Origin of the sequence: Pseudomonas sp. 9.2(2024) (assembly GCF_039695385.1) — a bacterium.
GTDB lineage: Bacteria > Pseudomonadota > Gammaproteobacteria > Pseudomonadales > Pseudomonadaceae > Aquipseudomonas > Aquipseudomonas paraglycinae.
Genome location: NZ_CP155585.1, coordinates 751,053 through 772,535, shown reverse-complemented (window position 1 = coordinate 772,535; position 21,483 = coordinate 751,053). Strand labels below are relative to the sequence as shown.

Sequence of the window (21,483 nt, the reverse complement as noted above, 5' to 3'; positions counted from 1 at the left end):
GTTAATGAACCTCGACCACAGAGCCCTGCAAGCGCTGCAAGGCATCGTTGACCGCGTCCGGCATCAGCTGGCGCAGGCAGTTGTAATGGCCAAAACGGCAGGTGCGGTCGAAGCAAGGGCTGCAATCGAGGCCCAGACGGACGATTTCCACGTGCTCGGCCAACGGCGGGGTGAAACCCGGCGAGGTCGAACCGTAGACCGCCACCAACGGGCGATTCAGCGCAGCGGCCACGTGCATCAGGCCGGAATCGTTGGAGACCACCGAATCGGCGCAGGACATCAGGTCGATGGCCTCGGCCAGCGAGGTGCCGCCACTGAGGTTCACGGACTCTTCACGCAGGCCCGGAATCAGCCGCGCGCGAATGTCTTCGCCGACCGCGTGATCGTTCTTCGAGCCGAACAGCCAGACCTGCCAGCCTTCGCGGATGCGCGCCTCGGCGACCTTGGCGTAATGCTCCGACGGCCAGCGTTTGGCCTCACCGAATTCGGCGCCGGGGCACAGCACCAGCACCGGGCGATCGAGGGTCAGACCGAACTTGGCCAATGCGGCCTCGCGTGTCACCGGATCGATCTGCAGGCTCGGGCGCGGATAAGGTTTCGGCAACTCGGCGTTCGGCTCGTAGGCCAGCGCCATGAAACGCTCGATCATCAGCGGATAACATTCTTTATCCAGCGTGCGCACGTCATTGAGCAGGCCGTAGCGGAATTCGCCGCGCCAGCCGGTGCGTTTCGGGATGCCGGCGAAGAACGGCACCAGCGCCGACTTCAGCGAGTTCGGCAACAGGATCGCCTGGTCGTACTGGCCGGCCAGGGATTTGCCGATCCGCCGACGGGTCGCCAGCTCCAGCGCGCCGTGGCCGAGCGGGAAGCTCAAGGCCTTGCGCACTTCGGGCATGCGTTCGAGGATCGGCCGGCTCCACTCGGGGGCCAGCACGTCGATTTCGCACTGCGGGTGGCGCTGCTTGAGACACTGAAACAGTGTCTGCGCCATCACCATGTCACCGACCCAACTGGGCCCAACGATCAGAATATTCATGTGGTTTCCATAAACGAACCGGGGAGGCTTTACGCCTCCCCGCTCGAGAATCAGCTTAGCCCCAGCTCACGCCAGATCCGCATCACCTGCCGCCGTTCGTCTGCGAACTGATCGCCCGGTATCACCCCGGCGTCCTTCTGCAAGGCCTGCCGGTGGGCGGCGGAACGATAGGCCTTGTAGGCCTCGCGCAACAGGCTGGCGTCTTCGGCCGGCATCAGCCCTTCGTGCTCCAGCTCTTCCAGAATGCGGATATTGTCCGTCCAGCGCAGCAACGGCGGGTGGGTCTGCGACCACGCCAGAGCCGCGTATTGCACCATAAATTCAATATCGACGATACCTCCGGCGTCCTGCTTGAGGTCGAACGGCGCCGTGGCCTCGAAGGCATTCGCCCCGGTACCGGCGGCAGTGCTCTTGCTGCCGAGGTTGTCGCGCATCTTGGCGCGCATCTCGCTCACTTCCTGTTGCAGTTTCGCCAGATCCCGCACTTTGCCCAGCACTTGGGCCCGGACGTTCTCGAACGCCTGGCCGACATCCTTGCTGCCCACCAGCACCCGCGCCCGCACCAGCGCCTGATGTTCCCAGGTCCAGGCTTCATTTTCCTGATAGCGCGCAAACGCGCCGAGCGAACTGACCAACAGCCCGGATGCTCCGGAAGGACGCAGGCGCATGTCCACTTCGTACAGCTGACCGGAGTTGGTCTGCGCCGTCAGCAAGTGAATGATCCGCTGGCCGAGCCGGGTGAAGAACTGCGTGCCATCGATGGGTTTCGGGCCATCGGTTTCGGCCTGCTGATCGCCATCGTGGATGAACACCAGGTCCAGATCCGAACCATGCCCCAACTCGATCCCGCCGACTTTCCCGTAACCGACAATGATGAAGCCGGGATCGCACAGCGTGCCGTCGGTGCGCAGCGGCGTGCCGTATTTGGCCACGGTCTGGCGCCAGGCCAGGGCCAGCACTTGCTCAAGAATCGCTTCGGCCAGCCAGGTCAGGTAATCGCTGACTTTCATCAACGGCAGGCTGCCGGCGATTTCCGAGGCGGCGACGCGCAAGCGGTGCGCCAGTTTGAAATGACGCAGCGCTTCCATCTGTTGTTCGAGGTCGTCTTCCGGGATCCGCGTCAGGCGCTCGCGCAACTCGGCGGCCAGTTCCGGTGCCAGCGGCGGCTTGAACAGCCGGCCTTCGTTGAGCAATTCATCAAGCAGCAACGGGAAGCGGGTGATCTGCTCGGCGATCCACGGACTGGCGGCGCACAGCGTCAGCAAACGCCGCAGCGCGCCGGGGTTTTCCGTCAGCAGCACCAAATAAGCCGAGCGCCGGGCTACCGCTTCGACCAGCGGCAACACCCGCTCGAGCACCAGATCGGGATTTTCATGCTCCACCGCCTGGGCGAGCAGGCGCGGAATAAAGGCATCGAGACGCTCGCGCCCCAGACGCTGCATCGCCCGCAACTGCGGACTGGCGCGCAGGCTCGCCAGTGCCTTCAGGGCCTTGGTCGCGTCGGCGAAACCGCCCTCCTCCAGCTGGCGACAGGCCGCTTCTTCGTCTTGAGCCTCCTCCCACAGCGGCAGCCATTCACCGCCGACCACCACTTCGCTCTCGACGCCTTCGTCCTCATCCGGATCGGCGATCACTTGCGCAAAGTGCCAAGCCACCCGGCCGCGCCAGAACATCAGCTTCTCGTGGAACGCTTCCCAGTCGGCGAAACCGAGCATGAACGCGATTCGCGCCTGATCCTGAGCGCTGTCCGGCAGCATCTGGGTCTGACGGTCAGCAATCGCCTGGATCGCGTGTTCGGTGTAACGCAGGAATTCGTAACCTTCGCGCAGTTCGCTGATCACCGCTGGCGGCAGATAGCCCTGCCCTTCAAGCGTGCTCAACACCTTTAATAGAGGGCGCTGCTGCAGACTCAGGTCGCGGCCGCCGTGAATCAGTTGAAAGGCCTGGGCGATGAACTCGACTTCGCGGATACCGCCGGAGCCCAGCTTGATGTTGTCGGCCATGCCCTTGCGCCGCACTTCCTGCTGGATCAGTTGCTTCATGGTGCGCAGCGCTTCGATCGCCGAGAAGTCCAGATAGCGCCGGTAAACGAACGGTCGCAGCATTTCCTGCAACTGCTCGCCCGCCACCTGATCGCCGGCCACCACCCGCGACTTGATCATCGCGTAGCGTTCCCAGTCGCGGCCCTGATCCTGGTAATACTGCTCCAGCGCATTGAAGCTCAGCACCAGCGCGCCGGACGAGCCGTACGGGCGCAGGCGCATGTCGACGCGGAATACAAAACCGTCGACGGTGATCGGGTCGAGTGCCTTGATCAGACGCTGGCCGAGACGAATGAAGAATTCCTGGTTATCCAGCGGGCGCTTCACGCCGACGGTTTCGCCGCCCTCGGGGTAGGCGAAGATCAGATCGATGTCCGAGGACAGGTTCAACTCGACCGCGCCAAGCTTGCCCATGCCGAGGATGACCATCTGCTGCGGTTCGCCGCTGCGCCGGCCGGTCGGTGTGCCGAACTGGTCGCAATGGCGGCGGTACAACCATTGATAGGCCTGATCGATGCTGGCGTCGGCCATGTCCGAGAGATCGCGGCAGGTCTGCACCAGATCGGCCTGGCGGTTGAGGTCGCGCCAGATGATCCGCACCTGATGCCGGGTGCGCTGGCGACGCAGGGCTCGGCCCAGTTCATCTTCGGTCTGGGCGAGGCTGACGGCGGCGGCGATCTGCGCGCACAACTCACCTTTGGCGAACGGCCGGTCCAGCTCACCGGACTGCACCAGCGACAACAACATCAAAGGGTCACGAACGCTCTGTTCAATGACGAAATCGCTGGCGGCGCTGACGCGGGCGAACTGCGCCCAGCGTTCCGGCGTCCAGGTGGAGAAGCCAAGATCATCTTCAAGTCCGGCGACGGCCGCACGGAACGACTGCTCCGATCGGCTGACCAACGGCAGGAGAATGGCGGGCAGTTCGGCAAGCGCGGGCAGGGTCATGGTCTATCCTTGATCGGCGTGTAAATGGCCGCTTGTAGTGATGATTGAAAAACCGCTACGCGAAGGACTGTCGAACAAAAGTGAGAAATAGCTGAAATTTCTTTTTCTTTGGCAGCCAGCATCAAACTTTCACCTTTTTCGGATGGCTAAAGACCAACCTTAACGATTATTCTCACAACGCAGTCGGAGGCCACAAGCCTTTCATCTGTAGTTTTACTACTCGTCTATACATTCGAAAGGCTGAAATGCCGGATGATTTGTAGTAAAACTACACGCCGCCGGAACAACCTGTCGGCAATCCAAGAATTTTAAATCGTCTGCCCACAAGGCCAGTCGCAAACTCAGGCAACCGATTCTGGAAGCCTTTCCGCCCTGGAGCAAGCCATGCAAGACCTCGATCCCGTCGAAACCCAGGAATGGCTGGACGCCCTGGAATCGGTTCTCGACAAAGAAGGCGAAGACCGTGCTCACTATCTGATGACCCGTATGGGTGAACTGGCGACCCGCAGCGGTTCGCAGCTCCCTTACGCCATCACCACGCCTTACCGCAACACGATCCCCGTTACCCACGAAGCACGCATGCCTGGCGACCTGTTCATGGAACGCCGCATTCGCTCGCTGGTACGCTGGAACGCGATGGCCATGGTAATGCGTACGAACCTGAAAGATTCTGACCTGGGTGGTCACATCTCCAGCTTCGCTTCCAGTGCGACCCTGTACGACATCGGCTTCAACTACTTCTTCCAGGCCCCGACCGACGAACACGGCGGCGACCTGATCTACTTCCAGGGCCACACCTCGCCAGGCGTTTACGCCCGTGCATTCATGGAAGGCCGCATCACCGAAGACCAGATGAACAACTTCCGCCAGGAAGTCGACGGTCAGGGCCTGTCGTCCTACCCGCACCCTTGGCTGATGCCTGACTTCTGGCAGTTCCCGACCGTTTCGATGGGTCTGGGCCCGATCCAGGCGATCTACCAGGCTCGCTTCATGAAGTACCTGGAACACCGCGGTTTCATCCAGCCGGGCAAACAGAAAGTCTGGTGCTTCCTGGGCGACGGCGAGTGCGACGAACCGGAATCCCTGGGCGCCATTTCCCTGGCCGGCCGCGAGAAGCTGGACAACCTGATCTTCGTCATCAACTGCAACCTGCAGCGCCTCGACGGCCCGGTTCGCGGCAACGGCAAGATCATCCAGGAACTCGAAGGCGTGTTCCGCGGTGCTCAGTGGAACGTGACCAAAGTTATCTGGGGCCGTTTCTGGGATCCACTGCTGGCAAAAGACGTCGACGGCATCCTGCAACGTCGCATGGACGAAGTCATCGACGGCGAGTACCAGAACTACAAAGCCAAAGACGGCGCGTTCGTTCGTGAACACTTCTTCAACACGCCAGAACTCAAGGCGATGGTTGCTGATCTGTCCGACGACGAGATCTGGAAACTCAACCGTGGCGGCCACGACCCGTACAAGGTCTACGCGGCGTACCACGAAGCGGTCAACCACAAAGAACAACCGACCGTCATCCTGGCCAAGACCATCAAGGGTTACGGTACCGGTGCGGGCGAAGCGAAGAACACCGCGCACAACACCAAGAAAGTCGACGTCGACAGCCTGAAGCTGTTCCGCGACCGCTTCGACATCCCGGTGAAAGACGAAGAGCTGGAAAACCTGCCGTTCTTCAAGCCTGAGCCAAACAGCGCCGAAGCCCGTTACCTGGCCGAGCGTCGTGCCGCACTGGGCGGTTTCGTGCCTCAGCGTCGTGCACAGAGCTTCAGCGTACCGACTCCGGATCTGGACACCCTCAAGGCGATCCTCGACGGTTCCGGCGACCGTGAAATTTCCACCACCATGGCGTTCGTGCGGATCCTCGCGCAACTGGTCAAGGACAAGGAAATCGGCCCGCGCATCGTTCCGATCATCCCGGACGAAGCCCGTACCTTCGGTATGGAAGGCATGTTCCGTCAGCTGGGCATCTACTCGTCCGTCGGCCAGCTCTACGAGCCAGTCGATAAAGACCAGGTGATGTTCTACAAGGAAGACCAGAAAGGTCAGATCCTTGAAGAAGGCATCAACGAAGCAGGCGCCATGAGCTCCTTCATCGCGGCCGGTACTTCGTACTCCAGCCACAACCAGCCAATGCTGCCGTTCTACATCTTCTACTCGATGTTCGGCTTCCAGCGTATCGGCGATCTGGCATGGGCCGCTGGCGACAGCCGTACCCGTGGCTTCCTGATCGGCGGCACCGCCGGCCGTACCACCCTGAACGGTGAAGGCCTGCAGCACGAAGACGGTCACAGCCACCTGCTGGCTGCCACCATCCCGAACTGCCGCACCTACGATCCGACCTACGGCTACGAGCTGGCGGTGATCATTCAGGACGGCATGAAGAAGATGACCGAAGAGCAACAGGACATCTTCTATTACATCACCGTGATGAACGAGTCCTACCAGCAGCCAGCCATGCCGGCCGGTGCCGAAGAAGGCATCAAGAAAGGCATGTACCTGCTCGAAGAAGACACCCGCGACGCGGCGCACCACGTACAGCTGATGGGCTCCGGCACCATCCTGCGTGAAGTCCGTGAAGCGGCGAAGATCCTGCGTGAAGAGTTCAACATCGGCGCCGATGTGTGGAGCGTCACCAGCTTCAACGAACTGCGTCGCGACGGCCTGGCCGTAGAGCGCAGCAACCGTCTGAAACCTGGCCAGAAGCCTAAGCGCAGCTACGTCGAAGAATGCCTGAGCGGCCGTAAGGGTCCGGTCATCGCGTCTACCGACTACATGAAACTGTTCGCCGAGCAGATCCGTCAGTGGGTACCGTCCAAGGAATTCAAAGTCCTGGGCACCGACGGTTTCGGCCGCAGCGACAGCCGCAAGAAACTGCGTCATTTCTTCGAAGTCGACCGTCATTTCGTGGTGTTGGCAGCCCTGGAAGCACTGGCTGACCGTGGTGATATCGAACCTAAAGTCGTGGCCGAGGCCATTACCCAGTTCGGCATCGACCCGGAAAAACGCAACCCACTGGACTGCTGAGGAGAAACTCTGTGAGCGAACTCATTCGCGTACCTGACATCGGCAGCGGTGAAGGTGAAGTAATCGAACTGTTTGTGAAGGTCGGCGACCGTATCGAAGCCGACCAGAGCATCCTGACCCTGGAATCGGACAAGGCCAGCATGGAAGTGCCGGCCCCGAAAGCCGGCGTCATCAAGAGCCTGAAAGTGAAGCTGGGCGATCGCCTGAAAGAAGGCGACGAACTGCTGGAACTGGAAGTCGAGGGTGCCGCAGCTGCGGCCCCTGCTCCGGCTGCTGCGCCTGCCGCCAAGGCTGAAGCTGCACCGGCAGCCGCTCCTGCACCGGCTGCTCCAGCTGCTGCCCCTGCTGCCGCTTCGGTTCAGCAAGTGCACGTGCCGGACATCGGTTCGTCGGGCAAGGCCCAGATCATCGAGATCCAGGTCAAGGTCGGCGACACCGTCGAGGCTGATCAGTCGCTGATCACCCTGGAATCCGACAAGGCGAGCATGGAAATCCCGTCGCCTGCCGCTGGCGTGGTCAAGGCCATCAGCGTCAAGTTGAACGACGAAGTCGGCACCGGCGACCTGATCCTGGATCTGGAAGTGGCGGGTGCTGCGGCCCCTGCTGCTGCCGCTCCGGCCCAGGCTGCTGCTCCAGCCGCTGCGGCTGCACCAGCACCGGCCGCCGCGCCAGCTGCACCGGTTGCCGACAGCGTTCAGGACATCCACGTTCCGGACATCGGTTCGGCCGGCAAGGCCAAGATCATCGAAGTGCTGGTCAAGGCTGGCGACAGCGTTGAAGCCGACCAGTCGCTGATCACCCTGGAATCCGACAAGGCGAGCATGGAAATCCCGTCGCCTGCCGCTGGCGTGGTGGAAAGCGTTTCCATCAAGCTGGACGACGAAGTCGGCACCGGCGACCTGATCCTCAAGCTGAAAGTCAAAGGTGCCGCTCCAGCTGCTGCCCCGGCTCCAGCTGCCGCTGCTGCTCCGAGCGCTCCGGCGCCGGCCGCTGCTGCTGCTCCGGCTGCCGCTGCACCTGCTGCTGCCGCTCCGGTTGCTGCGCCAGCCAAGCCAGGCGCCAAAGTTCACGCCGGCCCTGCCGTGCGTCAACTGGCTCGCGAATTCGGCGTCGAGCTGAGCGCTGTCGGCGCCAGCGGTCCGCACGGTCGCATCCTGAAAGAAGACGTGCAGGTTTACGTCAAAGCCATGATGCAGAAGGCCAAGGAAGCACCGGCCGCTGCCGCTGGCGCAACCGGTGGCGCGGGCATCCCGCCGATTCCGGTCGTCGACTTCAGCCGTTTCGGCGAAATCGAAGAAGTGCCGATGACCCGCCTGATGCAGGTCGGTGCTGCCAACCTGCACCGCAGCTGGCTGAACGTGCCGCACGTAACGCAATTCGACTCGGCGGATATCACCGAGCTGGAAGCGTTCCGCACCGCACAGAAAGCTGTCGCAGAGAAGGCCGGCGTCAAGCTGACCATCCTGCCGCTGCTGCTCAAGTCCTGCGCGCACCTGCTCAAGGAACTGCCGGACTTCAACAGCTCGCTGGCACCAAGCGGCAAGGCGATCATCCGCAAGAAATACGTGAACATCGGCTTCGCCGTCGACACCCCGGATGGCCTGCTCGTACCGGTCATCAAGAACGTCGACCAGAAGAGCCTGCTGCAACTGGCCGCCGAGGCCGCTTCCCTGGCTGAAAAAGCCCGGACCAAGAAGCTCTCGTCGGACGAGATGCAAGGCGCCTGCTTCACCATTTCCAGCCTCGGCCACATTGGCGGCACCGGCTTCACGCCAATCGTCAACGCGCCGGAAGTGGCGATCCTCGGTGTTTCCAAGGCAACCATCCAGCCAGTCTGGGACGGCAAAGCCTTCCAGCCGAAACTGATGCTGCCACTGTCGCTGTCCTACGATCACCGTGTGATCAACGGCGCCGCTGCTGCACGCTTCACCAAGCGTCTGAGCGACCTGCTGGCGGACATCCGCACCATCCTGCTGTAAAGCGCTCGGCCCTCCGGCAACGGAGGGCCGATCGTGCTCCACGTTTTCGAGCGCCACACGCTCGTACCTCAACCCCGTCAGTTTGGCGGGGCTTTTTTTTGCCTGAAATAACTGTCGCCCGAACTTTTCCCACAACTTGCGCTGATATAAGCCACGACTCGAGTCCACTTCCTGTCGATATTTTTCAGCAACAGGCAACTAACCTTGGCGCATCAAAGTTGCACCAACCAGCCGGGTAACTTTATCAATCACCAACATTTATTCGAATGGACTCGAACATGCTGAAACCTACTGTCGGCCCGATCATTGGCTACACGACAACTAATCAGGTGCGGATCTTTATTCGCGGCGGACTGCAGCATAACGCTGCCGTATTTGCCGGTATTCGCTATCGGATATTGGATTCGAAACAATGGCAGACGGGCCAGTTTGTAAAACTGGATTCAACCCGCGACATGACTGAAGTGCTGGTGCTCGATCATTTGCAGGCCGACACCGACTACGAATACCAGACCGGCTGGTTCAGCCCGATGAGTCCCGTTCACAGTGTGGATAGCGTGGCGGAGTTACCGCTGCAATGGCCACGGGAAACGTATCGCCTGCGCACCCGCAGCCATCAGCCCTTGCAGCCGCGCGCTTATATCCTCGGTTCCTGCCGCTACTTGCGCATGACCGCCGGCATCCCGGTTCTTCCGCATCTGGGCGACCGGATTTTCGCGTCGATCAGTCAATTGATCGAAGGCGCACAACCGGCGATCAGCGCCATCATGATGTGTGGCGATCAAATCTACGCTGATGATTTGAACCTGTTCGCACCGGATCGCGACTATGAAGAGTTCATCGCAAAGTATCGTACGGCGTTTTCCCTGCCCAATATTCGACGACTGATGTCGGAGACTTCGACTTACATGATTCTAGATGATCATGAAATAGAAGATAACTGGCCAATGAACGCCAACGAGTCCGATGAAATACTGTTCAGCAATGCGATGAAGGCTTACGAACTCTATCAAGTCAGTCATAGCCCGGCTTACTCCGCAACAACTAACGGCACAATCGACCGTACTTCACTGAAACACTACTGGTATCAATTCAGCGACGGCGATATCGAATGGTTTGTAACGGACAGTCGAACTCGCCGCAACTTGTCGGCCGAGAACCGCCGCATCCTCGATGAAGAACAGGAACAAGCCTTGTGCAATTGGCTGGTGAAGAGCCCGGCACGGGTCAAGTTCGTGGTCACCAGCGTCATGTTCTACCCCGACCGCAAAATCAACGGCGATGATGCCTGGGCGGGCTTCCCCGAACAGCGCCTGCGCCTGCTGGAAACCATTCGCCAACATCGGCTCAGAAACGTCGTGTTCATTTCCGGCGATGTGCATGGCTCGCTGACCTGTCGCCTGACTCACAGCGAAGACCCGGACTTCGAAGTGCACACCGTCGTGTCCTCGCCGCTGAGCAACAGCAAACTGCTGCCCTACGCCACCGCCGCGACTTTTACGCTCGACCAGCCGCTGGCACAGACCGAGGCAGGCGAATACCGGCACGAACTGACCAGCGAGGTCATCAGTCAGGACAACTTTGCGCACATGGTGGTCGAGGCAGGACGGATTCAGGTCAACTATCACGATCGAGATGGCAGGCACCTGCAATCCATCGATATTCCGCTGCGATGAATCCAGCGGCACGGCCGTTCCGGATACCCGAAGGCTCTGGAACGGCCGTCTCCGCGCTTAATAGCATTAGTTTCCGGCAAGTGCTGGAGAAATGTTCAGTGCAGCCGACATATTCTTATAGCACTTGGCCTTCATGTCTCTTGTCAGTCGGTGCCGCAATGATGCAACCTTGCCGCAGGCAACAGTAAAGAGGGCGAGAGCCCGGCGCGTTCAGCAAATTTCCAAGCGAGTTCCCTTCATGAAGAGCCAACCCGATGCCGCCAGCCGTATGGTGGCCGAGGTAGTGACGCAGTTGCCTGTGCCCTCGCGGCTCGGCATGCTGCGTTTCGAGCGCCTGAATGAAGCCAGCTGGGCGATGCTGTTTCTCGATCCCAACTGTGAACGCCAGTTCGGCCAGCCCGCCGTCGAACTCTGCGCCCTGGTCGGCTCGCCCTACGCCAGCCTGATGGAGCCCGAAGCGCGCTATCAGCTGCACGATGCGATCCAGCAACAACTCGGCGACAGCCCGCATTATCTGGTGCGCTACACCCTGCACACGGCCGCCGGCGCGCTGAGCATTCTCGAACTTGGTGAAGCCTACAAACAGCACAACCGCCACTTGCTGCGCGGTTACCTGCTGGCGGTCGACAATGTGTTCGACGAAGCACCAGCGCTGCCGTCCGTCGACCTGGAAACCCAGAACTCGCGCCTGCAAATCGCCCTTGAGCTCAATCAGCGTGCCCAGCAGGAACAGCTGCAACATCTGGAGCGGGTGCGCGCCCAGCAGGATCTGATCCTGCTGCTGGCCCGCCAGCGTTACAGCAGCCAGAACTCCCTGCAAGAAGCCGCCGAACTGATTACCCGCTGCGCCTGCGATATCTACGAAATCGACTGCGCCAGTCTGTGGAACCTTGAAGGCCAGAAGCTGGTGCCGATCTCGGCGTACCACCGCGCCACCCAGGAATACATCCTGCCGGAGGTCATCGACGTCAGCGGCTTCCCCGATTACATGGACGCGTTGCACGGCAGCCGCGCCATCGACGCGCACAACGCGATGCGCGACCCGCGTACCCGGGAAATGGCCGAAGCCCTGCGCCCGCGTGACGTCAACGCCATGCTCGACGCCAGCATCCGCGTCGACGGCCAAGTGGTCGGCGTGCTGTGCCTGGAGCAGACCGGCGTCACCCGCGCCTGGCAGTCCGACGAAATCGCTTTTGCCGGTGAACTGGCCGACCAGTTCGCCCAGGTCATCAACAATCACAACCGCCGCACCGCCACCAGCGCGCTGCACCTGTTCCAGCGTGCGGTCGAGCAAAGCGCCAACGCCTTTTTGCTGGTCAACTGCGACGGCGTGGTCGAGTACGTCAACCCGAGCTTCACCGCGATCACCCAGTACACCACCGAGGAAGTCCACGGCCAGCGCCTCTCGGAATTGCCAGCCCTGGAAAACTTAAGCGAGCTGCTGTTCGACGCGCCGTCGGCGCTGGCCAAGAGCAACAGCTGGCAGGGCGAATTCAAGAGCCGCCGCAAGAACCTCGAACCCTACTGGGGCCAGTTGTCGATCTCCAAGGTCTACGGCGACAACCGTGAACTGACGCACTACATCGGCATCTACGAAGACATCACCCAGACCAAACTGGCGCAGCAGCGCATCGAGCGCCTGGCCTACACCGACAACCTGACCAACCTCGGCAACCGGCCTGCATTTATCCGCAATCTGGATGAACGCTTCGCCCGGGATAGCGATACCCCGATCAGCCTGCTGCTGGTGGACATCGACAACTTCAAGCGGATCAACGACAGCCTCGGCCACCAGACCGGCGACAAACTGTTGATCAGCCTGGCCCGGCGCCTGCGTAACAGCCTGAGCCCGAGCGGCAGTCTGGCGCGGTTCGCCAGTAACGAGTTCGCAGTGTTGCTCGACGACACAGACCTTGCCACCGGGCAGCAGATCGCCAACCAATTGCTGGCGACGCTGGATAAACCGATGTTCGTCGACAACCAGTTGATCAGCGTCACTGGCTCCGTGGGCCTGGCCTGCGCGCCACTGCACGGCCGCGACCCGCAGACCCTGATGCGCAACGCCGGCCTCGCTCTGCACAAGGCCAAGGCCAACGGCAAACATCAGGTCCAGGTGTTCACCGAAGCGCTGAACGCCGAGGCCAGCTACAAACTGTTCGTCGAGAACAACCTGCGCCGGGCCCTGACCCAGAACGAGCTGGACGTGTTCTATCAGCCGAAGCTGTGCCTGCGCAGCGGTCGCCTGCTCGGCATGGAAGCATTGCTGCGCTGGAACCACCCGGAGCGCGGCATGATTCGCCCGGACCAGTTCATCAGCGTCGCCGAGGAAACCGGCCTGATCATTCCGATCGGCAAGTGGATCGCCCGTCAGGCCTGTCGCATGAGCAAGGCTCTGACTGCTGCCGGCATGGGCAATCTGCAAGTGGCGATCAACCTTTCGCCCAAGCAGTTCTCCGACCCGGATCTGGTGGCCTCCATCGCCAACATCCTCAAGGAAGAAGCGCTGCCGGCCAATCTGCTGGAGCTGGAACTGACCGAAGGCCTGCTGCTGGAAGCGACCGAAGACACCCACTTGCAGCTCGACCAGCTCAAGCGCCTGGGCCTGACCTTGGCGATGGACGACTTCGGCACCGGTTACTCGTCGCTCAGCTACCTGAAAAAATTCCCGATCGACATCATCAAGATCGATCGCAGCTTCATCCATGAAATCCCGGACAACCAGGACGATATGGAAATCACCTCCGCCGTGATCGCCATGGCCCACAACCTGAAACTCAAGGTCGTCGCCGAAGGCATCGAGACTGCCGAGCAACTGGCGTTCCTGCGTCGCCACCGCTGCGACGTCGGCCAGGGCTACCTGTTCGACCGGCCGATTCCGGGCGCCGAGCTGATCCAGGCGCTCAAGCGCTATCCGCGCGGCCCGCTCTGCCTGTAAATCCCAAGACAGTACCCGCACATTTTGCCTAGTGATTAACGGGGCATCATTGGGCACACTGGCGGTCAGACTTTTTACATCCCATCCTGACTGAGAGGAACGATCATGGTTCTGCGCTCGGAAATTCTGGTGAACAAAAACGTGCTACCGACTAAAGAACAAGCTCTGCCTGGCCGCGAAACCCCGATGGCCCTGCCTGAAAAACACTTTGTTTTCACCGAAACGCCGTTGCTGGGCCCGTTCTTTCAGGACGTCGACTTCGCGATTTTCGGCCTGGGCTGCTTCTGGGGTGCCGAGCGCCGCTTCTGGCAGCGTGAAGGCGTGGTCAGCACCGTGGTCGGTTACGCCGGCGGTTACACGCCGAACCCGACCTACGAAGAAGTCTGCTCGGGCCTGACCGGCCACGCTGAAGTGGTGCTGGTGGTGTTCGACAAGGCCAAGGTCAGCTACGAAGAGCTGCTGGCGATGTTCTGGGAATTGCACAACCCGACGCAGGGCATGCGCCAGGGCAATGACATCGGCACCCAGTACCGTTCGGTGATCTACGCGACCCATCCGGAGCAACTGGAGGCAGCGTTGAAGAGCAAAGCTGTTTATCAGGCCGAACTGTCGAAGGCGGGTCTGGGTGAAATCAGCACCGAGATTGAACAGGCGCCGACCGTTTACTTCGCCGAGGCCTATCACCAGCAGTATCTGGCGAAAAATCCGGAAGGCTACTGCGGGATTGGCGGCACGGGTGTTTGCATGCCACCGAGTCTGGCGGGTAACTGACCGCGACCACTGATCGTTCCCACGCTCCGCGTGGGAACGATCGGTCAGTGATCAGCTCTCGGCGATCAACCAATCCATCTGCCACCCACCCTGGGTTTGCCCAAGCTTTTTGGACAGCCACGGCAGCAGCTCACGCAATTCTTCCTCCAGCCCCCACGGCGGATTGGCAATCGCCAAGCCGGAACCGTTCAGGCTGTTCGGCGTGTCCAGCGGATGCACCAGCAGCTCCACACGCAGCAGTTTCGGCGCACCGGTGCCGGCCAGATCCTGATAGAAACGACGCAATGCGCGCTGATCCTTCACCGGATACCAGATCGCAGCCACGGTCTGGCGCATCCGGCCAATGGCCTCTTTCATCGACGCCGCACAACGCTGCATTTCATCGAGCTGTTCGAACGGCGGATCAATCAGCATCACCGCGCGTTTCTCCTGCACCGGCAGCATCGCTCGGGCCACATGCCAGCCCTCGCCCAGATGCACTTTCACCCGACGATCGCCGGCCATGTTCTCCTTGAGCTGCACGCCGTCTTCAGGGTGCTTCTCGTTGAGCATCACCCGGTCCTGCGGTCGGGTCAGACGCCGTGCCAGCTCCGGCGAACCCGGGTAATAACGCAACTGACCGTCCGGGTTCATCTCGTGCAGCACCTTCATATAGTCGGCGGTCAGCGCCGGCAGATCCGGCTGATCCCACAACCGCGCGATGCCTTCCAGGTACTCGCCGGTACGGTTGGCCTGATCACCCTGCAGGTCATACAGACCGATGCCGGCGTGGCTGTCGAGATAGGCAAACGGCTGCTCCTTGCGCGACATCAGGGCGATGAGGCGGGTCAAGGTCAGGTGTTTGAACACATCGGCGTGATTGCCGGCATGGAAGGCGTGACGATAATTCATGGCTGCTCCTGCGAGGGCCGTGAAGTTTACCTTTTACCGGGCGGCAAGTCAGGGGTTGGGGGCTGAGTGGGCGTTCCCGGCGCTACACTGGCCGCAACCACCTGACAGGAAGTCTGAAAATCATGTATTGCCGGATCATTGCCCTCCTTTGCCTGCCGGGCTCATTACACGCCTTCGCTGGCGAAGAACACACCGAACAGGCACGCCAGAATCTGAAGAACTACGGTTTGAGCTACTGCATCCTGGCGCCATTCAAAGAACAATCTGCACTGGAAAAAGACATCGGACTGTCCGCCGGAGCCTACTCGTTCATGGGCAAAGGCCTGCACACCATTGTTCAGAATGAGGACACGCTGGAGGTCACGCATGATCCGTATGCCGAGACAGAGAAATACATGGCAGACGCATACCTCAAAAAATCATCGACCAGCAAACAGACTGGTAAAAACATAGTTTTCTATTCTTGTCTGGAAATTTATAACTCCCCGGAATTTGACGCTTTCATCAAGTCGCAGGATCGGTATCTGCAAAACTGAAATCTTCTCGCCTGACTAAATGATCTTTCCAAAACGGATGTTGGAAGGTTCCTTTGGAAAGGGGCGAGTGGGCAGTCTAGCTGTCGGGTACATCCGTGAGAGCCCCCTCACCCTAGCCCTCTCCCGGAGGGAGAGGGGACTGACCGAGGTGATCTTTCGGTTTGCATCGACCTGAAAAATCACCGCGACCTCAGCTTGGCCAAGCGAAGTTCACCACCGAAGTCGCAGGTCGGCGTACATGACCCAAACAACTCGGTCGGTCCCCTCTACCCTTGGGAGAGGGCTAGGGTGAGGGGTTGGGGATCTAAGGCCGGTCACGCAACCTGCGGCCAATCACATCCAAGACATCACAGCCGTCACGCAACGGAATCACGCAGAGCTGGGCGAAGTCGCTGAGGATGACCGAGTCGCACTCGACCGAGCCGCGCATGCACATGTTTTCCAGGACCTGGATTACCGCGCGGATTCGGTAGTTGGCGGCGTCCATTAGGATGTCGAGCGGGGCGTGGGTATCGATGAACAGCGTGGGCATGTCGTTGCAGTTACTGGTCAGCGCCATGAGGCGGTTGTCGGGGTGGGGGATGAAGGGCTCGTAGGGTGGATCGGGTTTCAATGTTGGCACTGGAATCACTCCTAACGTATTGGGTGGAGCCGCCAACTCTCACTTCCACGCATTAGGTGGCGGCTGTACGCAGGTGTGGAAGACCGGGACGTTAGGCACCCGGCGCACTCGAAAGCGCCCCGCGCACAGCCACCAAAAACTCAAACGACAAAAACGCCTGACTGGTGCAGTTTGACGCGCCTAACGATAAAAGGGCTTCCACGCCCTGTCACCGAATTTGCGGTGACAGCCAAAGACTATCCCCGCACCAGCGCGCCCACCAGTTCACGCAAACCGCCGCAACTCGCAGGAAACGTCCGAAGCCTTTGCCCGGAAATTTCACTCTGATTCGTCCCGCAAGTAGTCCAGCAGTGCCGAAGCCGACGATTCGTCCGACGCTGAAACCGCAAAAAACCTGACAACCTTGCAGCGCAAGACATCGGCGGGGAACGCTTCGAACAACGCCGGTTGCTCCTCGCTCAACCACTGCAAGGCGTTGTTGATCCGGGCATCTTCGCCGAATTGCGCCAGCAGTTTTTCCGGCACCGACCACCAAGGAAACTCTCGACCCGAGACCTGCGCTCTACCCCCTATCTCGGCGGCCTGACCGTTGATCAATCCTCGCGTGAGGACCGGTAGTAGTTGCCCGGCATCCACCTCGGACGACTCAAGGATCGGCAACAAATACCGCCCATCCCAAAACCGGAAGAACACCACTTTCCCGTCCGGCATCAGCACCTGGGTCAAACTGCGAAAGTGCTCGACCACCGCCTCAAGCCCCGCCGAAGAAACCGTCAGCCAGCCCCAGTCCCGAGACTCCGTGGTCGCCACCCAATCCAGAAACTCACTGCCCGCGTCGACGATTCCCACGTAGGGCATCACCGCATCCCACTCGGCATAAATTGTTTCCACCCAGACCGGTTTCGGCATCTGCGCTTTCAGCGGCCAGGCCTTCAGTGGCTCTGCCGCACTGGCGCTACTGAAAATCGCGAACAACTGCTCCGACGGCTTCAGCGGCACATCCTTCAACCATTGTTCAGGCTGCACAGACACCACCCTTGCAGCGCTCGCATTCTTCGCAGAACGGCGCATCACCTTTAAGGCTCATGATTTGCGCCGCAGTCAGAATCACAGCCGGTGCCGCCACCAGTTTTTCCGGCAACCCCGGCACTGTCGGCGCCGCGCTCATCGCCGCCATTGGCGCGCCACCCACCACAATCGGCACGCTGCTGAAGATCCCGCCGGGGCCGATGTTGATCCACTGCCCGCCCGCCTGAATCGTCGCGCTCGCCCCGCCGTCGATCACCACTTGCTGGCCTGCGCTGACGTGGAATTGAGCACTGGCGTTGATCGTCTGATTGCTTACGCGGATGTGCCGGTCGCCGGTCACCGTGAGGTGGTCGTCCTGCTTCACTTCGGTCTGGCGCTGGCCGTGGGTGATGCGCTGCTCATCGGCTTTCAGTTCATGCTTGGCGAGACCGGTCACAACGACGCTGCGCTGGTTATCGACCTGCACCTGCTGATCGTTCAGCACATGCTGCGTCCAGTTTCGCTGGGCCCGCAGGTAGATTTCCTCGGCGCCTTTGCGATCCTCGATGCGCAGTTCGTTGTAGCCCCCACCGCCGGGACTGCTCTGGCTGCGGAAAATACTGCGGGTCTTGTCGGCCGGCAGATCCAGCGGCACCGGCGTGGCGGCGTTCGGCAGGCAAGCCATGACCAGCGGTTTGTCGGCATCGGAATCGATGAACCCCACCAGCACTTCCATGCCGACCCGCGGAATCAGCACGCTGCCATAACGGTCATGAGCCCAGCCGCTGGCGACCCGCAGCCAGCAACTGGAATGCTCGTTGAGTTCGCCGTCGCGATCCCAGGCCAGTTGCACCTTGACCCGACCATACTCGTCGCAATGGATTTCACTGTCTTGCGGACCAGTGACCACGGCTGGCTGATAACCGAGCATCCGAGGTTTTTCCGGGCCCATCGGCGGGCGGAAGAACACGTCCCACGGTGTGGCGAGAAAGGTATTACGGTAACCCTGGAATTCGTCACCCTCGCTGGTCACCGATTCCTCCAGCACTTGCGGCTGTCGGCCATGGTGCTCGATTGCGGTCAGCAGCCAGAGGTCATTCAGATCCTGGCGCGGATGCTCGGCCAGTTGCAGGAAATGTCCGCTGACCAAGGCAGATTGATCGCTGCGCCCCTCGGCCTGACGGTAATCGGCGACATGCCGCTCAAGCGTGCGCTGGGCCAGTTGCTTGCCAGTGGCGCGATCGGTGAACTGGCCGGGAAAGTGGTAATCCTCCAGCACCGGGCGCTGGTCGCTTTCCACCCAGCTCTGCAGCGCCAGCCGCGGTTTGGTGAAGTCGTAATCACGCCGGGTGACCACGCTGGTGCGGGTTTCCACTCGAACGGTGAAGCGCTTGATTGCCGGTGCCGATGCAGCCGTGCCGCTGCCCGGCAGGTACAGCGTCGGCTCGGCCAGACGCGGGAACACCGTTTGATCGTCACCGAACACCAACAGATGCCCGTCCGGGCTGTGCTGAAAGTGGAAGTGAATGCCGACTTCGGCACACAGGCGCTGGATGAACGCCAGATCGCTCTCGGCGTACTGCACGCAATACTCACGCGGCGGGTAATCGCTGCCGAGGCGAAATTCGAAGGCGTCGCGCAGGATCGCGTGATCCTTGAGGATCTGCGTCACAATCTGCGGCACGCTTTGATGCTGGAAGATCCGCTGATTGATCCGATGACCCAGATAGGCCAGACGCGGAACGAGGCTGACGTGATAGCGGGTCAGACGCTTGCCGGAATCCCCCTGCCCGACCCGATAGATCTGACCGTGGATACCGGAACCGTCTTCATCAAAACTCAGAAACGCCTGACAGTGCAGCAGGCTTTCCAGATCCAGATCCGGCCGTTCACTGACCAGCTCCAGGTCAAAGCGAAAGGGTTGGCTGATGGCTTCCTTGCCCGTGAACTCAAGGACTTTGAGGTCAAACAGGGCGCCTTCGACGGTCAACGTGAAACGCGGTTGATTGGCAGGCGCGAACATCCGATGTCTCTCTGCAGATTGAGGGCGGGCGATTCTGCATGAGGGGCAAGGGGGGCAGGTTGGGTGACTGAAAAATCAGATTTCCCCTACTTGAAACTTCGATCTCCCCTTCAAGAATTGGCGCATTCGACTACAGACTTTGCCTTCAGAAAAATCGCAGGCAAAAAAAACGGCCCGCTTCCTGGTAGGAAACGGGCCGCTTTCTGGTGAGCCTCAGTTCATTTCCATCACTTGTTCAGATGGAAATCCTTCTCGGCCGCTTCAAAGCGCTGAACCATGCCGGCGCTCGGCTGGCCCATCAGGCTGACGAAGTAGATCGCCAGGCTGGCGAAGATGAAGCCAGGGATGATTTCGTACAGACCCAGCAGTTCGAAATGCTTCCACACGATCACGGTGATCGCGCCGACCAGGATGCCCGCCAGTGCGCCGTCACGGGTCATCTTTTTCCAGATCACCGAGATCAGCACCACAGGACCGAAGGCCGCACCGAAACCAGCCCAGGCGTAGGACACCAGACCCAGCACGCGGTTTTCCGGGTTGGCAGCCAGGGCGATAGCGACCAGCGCAACCAGCAGCACCATGGCGCGACCAACCCATACCAGCTCCACTTGCGAAGCGGATTTACGCAGGAAAGCCTTGTAGAAGTCTTCGGTCAGGGCGCTCGAGCACACCAGCAACTGGCAGCTCAGGGTGCTCATTACTGCCGCGAGAATCGCCGACAACAGCACGCCTGCAATCCACGGGTTAAAGAGGATTTTCGCCAGTTCAATGAACACGCGCTCGTGGTTTTCGGTCACAGGACCGGCCACTTCCGGGTGCGCCGAGAAGTAAGCGATACCGAAGAAGCCCACCGCCACGGTGCCGCCCAGGCACAGGATCATCCAGGTCATGGAGATGCGACGGGCGTTGGCGATGGATTTCACCGAATCAGCGGCCATGAAACGCGCCAGGATGTGCGGCTGACCGAAGTAGCCCAGACCCCAACCCATCAGCGAGATGATGCCGATGAAAGTGGTGCCCTTGAGCATGTCGAAGTTGCTCGGGTCCTGCGCTTCGATCGCCAGGAACGTGGTGTCGACGCCGCCGGTGGCCAGCAGCACGATGATCGGCGTCAGCAGCAGGGCGAAGATCATCAGGGTGGCTTGTACGGTGTCGGTCCAGCTCACCGCGAGGAAACCGCCGACGAAGGTGTAGGCGATCGTCGCCGCAGCACCGGCCCACAGCGCCGTCTCGTAGGACATGCCGAAGGTGCTTTCGAACAGACGGGCACCGGCCACGATGCCGGAAGCGCAGTAGATGGTGAAGAACACCAGAATCACGACTGCCGAAATGATGCGCAGCAGACCGCTCTTGTCTTCGAAACGGCTGGAGAAGTAGTCCGGCAGGGTCAGTGCATCGCCGTTGTGCTCGGTCTGAACACGCAGACGACCGGCGACGAACAGCCAGTTCAGGTAGGCACCGACGATCAGGCCGATGGCGATCCAGCTTTCAGACAGGCCAGACATGTAGATGGCGCCCGGCAGGCCCATCAGCAACCAGCCGCTCATGTCGGAAGCGCCGGCGGACAATGCCGTCACCACGCTGCCCAGGCTGCGGCCACCGAGAATGTAGTCAGAAAGGTTATTGGTGGAGCGATAGGCCATGAAGCCGATCAGCACCATTGCTGCGATGTAGATCACGAACGTGATCAGGGTTGGATTGCTTGCGCTCATTACGTACGTGCCCTGGCTTTGTTTTTATGTAGCGGCGGCGGTTGCACCGTTTGCAGACTGACGTCTGACAGACGATTCGCACGGCCGCGCATTTATGACCAATGTTTCCCCAGGAAAGCCATTGGCCGGTGCGTCGGGTTTCCCCGGTTGCACCTTGGGCGCGAATCCTATGCAACAAAGTAAAACAGGTGCAACCAGTTTCTTGAGAATTAGTTGCACCCAGTCGGATTTATCTTACGGAAGTGGCTTTTTGCTCCCTTTTAACGCAGTGACA

Annotated in this window: 14 protein-coding genes; 6 read left to right on the top strand and 8 right to left on the bottom strand. The window is 60.5% G+C overall.

Features of this window, described 5'->3' with window-relative positions; all coding sequences use genetic code 11:
• Position 1 precedes the first annotated feature (1 nt).
• Genes waaF through ABFB52_RS03405 form a run of 3 tightly spaced genes read right to left on the bottom strand, consistent with a single transcriptional unit; the run spans position 2 to position 4,148 of the window.
• A complete protein-coding gene (gene waaF / locus ABFB52_RS03415) occupies positions 2-1,036 on the bottom strand; it encodes a lipopolysaccharide heptosyltransferase II (protein WP_129972312.1) in 1,035 nt (344 codons plus the stop codon).
• Between the two features lie 50 nt (positions 1,037-1,086).
• Entirely contained in the window at positions 1,087-4,026 is a 2,940-nt protein-coding gene (gene glnE / locus ABFB52_RS03410) for a bifunctional [glutamate--ammonia ligase]-adenylyl-L-tyrosine phosphorylase/[glutamate--ammonia-ligase] adenylyltransferase (protein WP_085746459.1), read from the bottom strand.
• A complete protein-coding gene (locus ABFB52_RS03405) occupies positions 4,023-4,148 on the bottom strand; it encodes a hypothetical protein (RefSeq protein ID WP_255261909.1) in 126 nt (41 codons plus the stop codon). Before ABFB52_RS03405 ends, glnE begins: the two co-directional genes overlap by 4 nt.
• A 262-nt stretch (positions 4,149-4,410) precedes the next feature.
• Here ABFB52_RS03405 and aceE point away from each other — a divergent pair, with 262 nt between their 5' ends.
• The 5 genes from aceE to msrA all read left to right on the top strand — a co-directional run bounded on the left by aceE (position 4,411) and on the right by msrA (position 14,417).
• Positions 4,411-7,056 carry a pyruvate dehydrogenase (acetyl-transferring), homodimeric type gene (gene aceE / locus ABFB52_RS03400; RefSeq protein WP_129972310.1) on the top strand — a complete coding sequence of 882 codons (2,646 nt, stop codon included), beginning with the start codon at positions 4,411-4,413 and terminating at the stop codon, positions 7,054-7,056.
• An 11-nt stretch (positions 7,057-7,067) separates the two neighbouring features.
• A complete protein-coding gene (aceF, locus tag ABFB52_RS03395) occupies positions 7,068-9,035 on the top strand; it encodes a dihydrolipoyllysine-residue acetyltransferase (protein ID WP_102686817.1) in 1,968 nt (655 codons plus the stop codon).
• 278 nt (positions 9,036-9,313) lie between these two features.
• Positions 9,314-10,711 (top strand): alkaline phosphatase D family protein, encoded by a 1,398-nt coding sequence (locus ABFB52_RS03390; protein WP_129972309.1) that lies wholly within the window; start codon positions 9,314-9,316, stop codon positions 10,709-10,711.
• Between the two features lie 238 nt (positions 10,712-10,949).
• Complete coding sequence (locus ABFB52_RS03385; protein WP_129972308.1) at positions 10,950-13,646, top strand: GGDEF and EAL domain-containing protein; 2,697 nt, start codon at positions 10,950-10,952, stop codon at positions 13,644-13,646.
• Between the two features lie 105 nt (positions 13,647-13,751).
• A complete protein-coding gene (msrA, locus tag ABFB52_RS03380; RefSeq protein WP_074689601.1) occupies positions 13,752-14,417 on the top strand; it encodes a peptide-methionine (S)-S-oxide reductase MsrA in 666 nt (221 codons plus the stop codon).
• 51 nt (positions 14,418-14,468) lie between these two features.
• Here msrA and rlmJ read toward each other — a convergent pair whose 3' ends face one another.
• The gene (rlmJ, locus tag ABFB52_RS03375; protein ID WP_085746455.1) at positions 14,469-15,308 is read right to left on the bottom strand and encodes a 23S rRNA (adenine(2030)-N(6))-methyltransferase RlmJ; all 840 of its coding nucleotides are present in this window, start codon (positions 15,306-15,308) and stop codon (positions 14,469-14,471) included.
• 122 nt (positions 15,309-15,430) lie between these two features.
• Here rlmJ and ABFB52_RS03370 point away from each other — a divergent pair, with 122 nt between their 5' ends.
• Positions 15,431-15,844 carry a hypothetical protein gene (locus tag ABFB52_RS03370; RefSeq protein ID WP_129972307.1) on the top strand — a complete coding sequence of 138 codons (414 nt, stop codon included), beginning with the start codon at positions 15,431-15,433 and terminating at the stop codon, positions 15,842-15,844.
• A gap of 304 nt (positions 15,845-16,148) precedes the next feature.
• Here ABFB52_RS03370 and ABFB52_RS03365 read toward each other — a convergent pair whose 3' ends face one another.
• The 4 genes from ABFB52_RS03365 to putP all read right to left on the bottom strand — a co-directional run bounded on the left by ABFB52_RS03365 (position 16,149) and on the right by putP (position 21,209).
• Complete coding sequence (locus ABFB52_RS03365; protein ID WP_102716942.1) at positions 16,149-16,466, bottom strand: hypothetical protein; 318 nt, start codon at positions 16,464-16,466, stop codon at positions 16,149-16,151.
• Between the two features lie 318 nt (positions 16,467-16,784).
• Positions 16,785-17,537 (bottom strand): DUF4123 domain-containing protein, encoded by a 753-nt coding sequence (locus tag ABFB52_RS03360; protein ID WP_129972306.1) that lies wholly within the window; start codon positions 17,535-17,537, stop codon positions 16,785-16,787.
• Entirely contained in the window at positions 17,482-19,497 is a 2,016-nt protein-coding gene (locus ABFB52_RS03355) for a type VI secretion system tip protein VgrG (RefSeq protein WP_129972305.1), read from the bottom strand. The genes ABFB52_RS03360 and ABFB52_RS03355 overlap by 56 nt, the downstream gene beginning before the upstream one ends.
• A 227-nt stretch (positions 19,498-19,724) precedes the next feature.
• Positions 19,725-21,209 (bottom strand): sodium/proline symporter PutP, encoded by a 1,485-nt coding sequence (gene putP, locus ABFB52_RS03350; RefSeq protein WP_102716940.1) that lies wholly within the window; start codon positions 21,207-21,209, stop codon positions 19,725-19,727.
• Positions 21,210-21,483: the final 274 nt, after the last annotated feature.

Bases quoted from the DNA above. Each gene is read 5' to 3' on its own strand.
- waaF (WP_129972312.1), bottom strand. From the start codon at position 1,036: ATGAATATTCTGATCGTTGGGCCCAGTTGGGTCGGTGACATGGTGATG.
- glnE (WP_085746459.1), bottom strand. From the start codon at position 4,026: ATGACCCTGCCCGCGCTTGCCGAACTGCCCGCCATTCTCCTGCCGTTG.
- ABFB52_RS03405 (WP_255261909.1), bottom strand. From the start codon at position 4,148: ATGCTGGCTGCCAAAGAAAAAGAAATTTCAGCTATTTCTCACTTTTGT.
- aceE (WP_129972310.1), top strand. From the start codon at position 4,411: ATGCAAGACCTCGATCCCGTCGAAACCCAGGAATGGCTGGACGCCCTG.
- ABFB52_RS03390 (WP_129972309.1), top strand. From the start codon at position 9,314: ATGCTGAAACCTACTGTCGGCCCGATCATTGGCTACACGACAACTAAT.
- ABFB52_RS03385 (WP_129972308.1), top strand. From the start codon at position 10,950: ATGAAGAGCCAACCCGATGCCGCCAGCCGTATGGTGGCCGAGGTAGTG.
- msrA (WP_074689601.1), top strand. From the start codon at position 13,752: ATGGTTCTGCGCTCGGAAATTCTGGTGAACAAAAACGTGCTACCGACT.
- rlmJ (WP_085746455.1), bottom strand. From the start codon at position 15,308: ATGAATTATCGTCACGCCTTCCATGCCGGCAATCACGCCGATGTGTTC.
- ABFB52_RS03370 (WP_129972307.1), top strand. From the start codon at position 15,431: ATGTATTGCCGGATCATTGCCCTCCTTTGCCTGCCGGGCTCATTACAC.
- ABFB52_RS03360 (WP_129972306.1), bottom strand. From the start codon at position 17,537: ATGCGCCGTTCTGCGAAGAATGCGAGCGCTGCAAGGGTGGTGTCTGTG.
- ABFB52_RS03355 (WP_129972305.1), bottom strand. From the start codon at position 19,497: ATGTTCGCGCCTGCCAATCAACCGCGTTTCACGTTGACCGTCGAAGGC.
- putP (WP_102716940.1), bottom strand. From the start codon at position 21,209: ATGAGCGCAAGCAATCCAACCCTGATCACGTTCGTGATCTACATCGCA.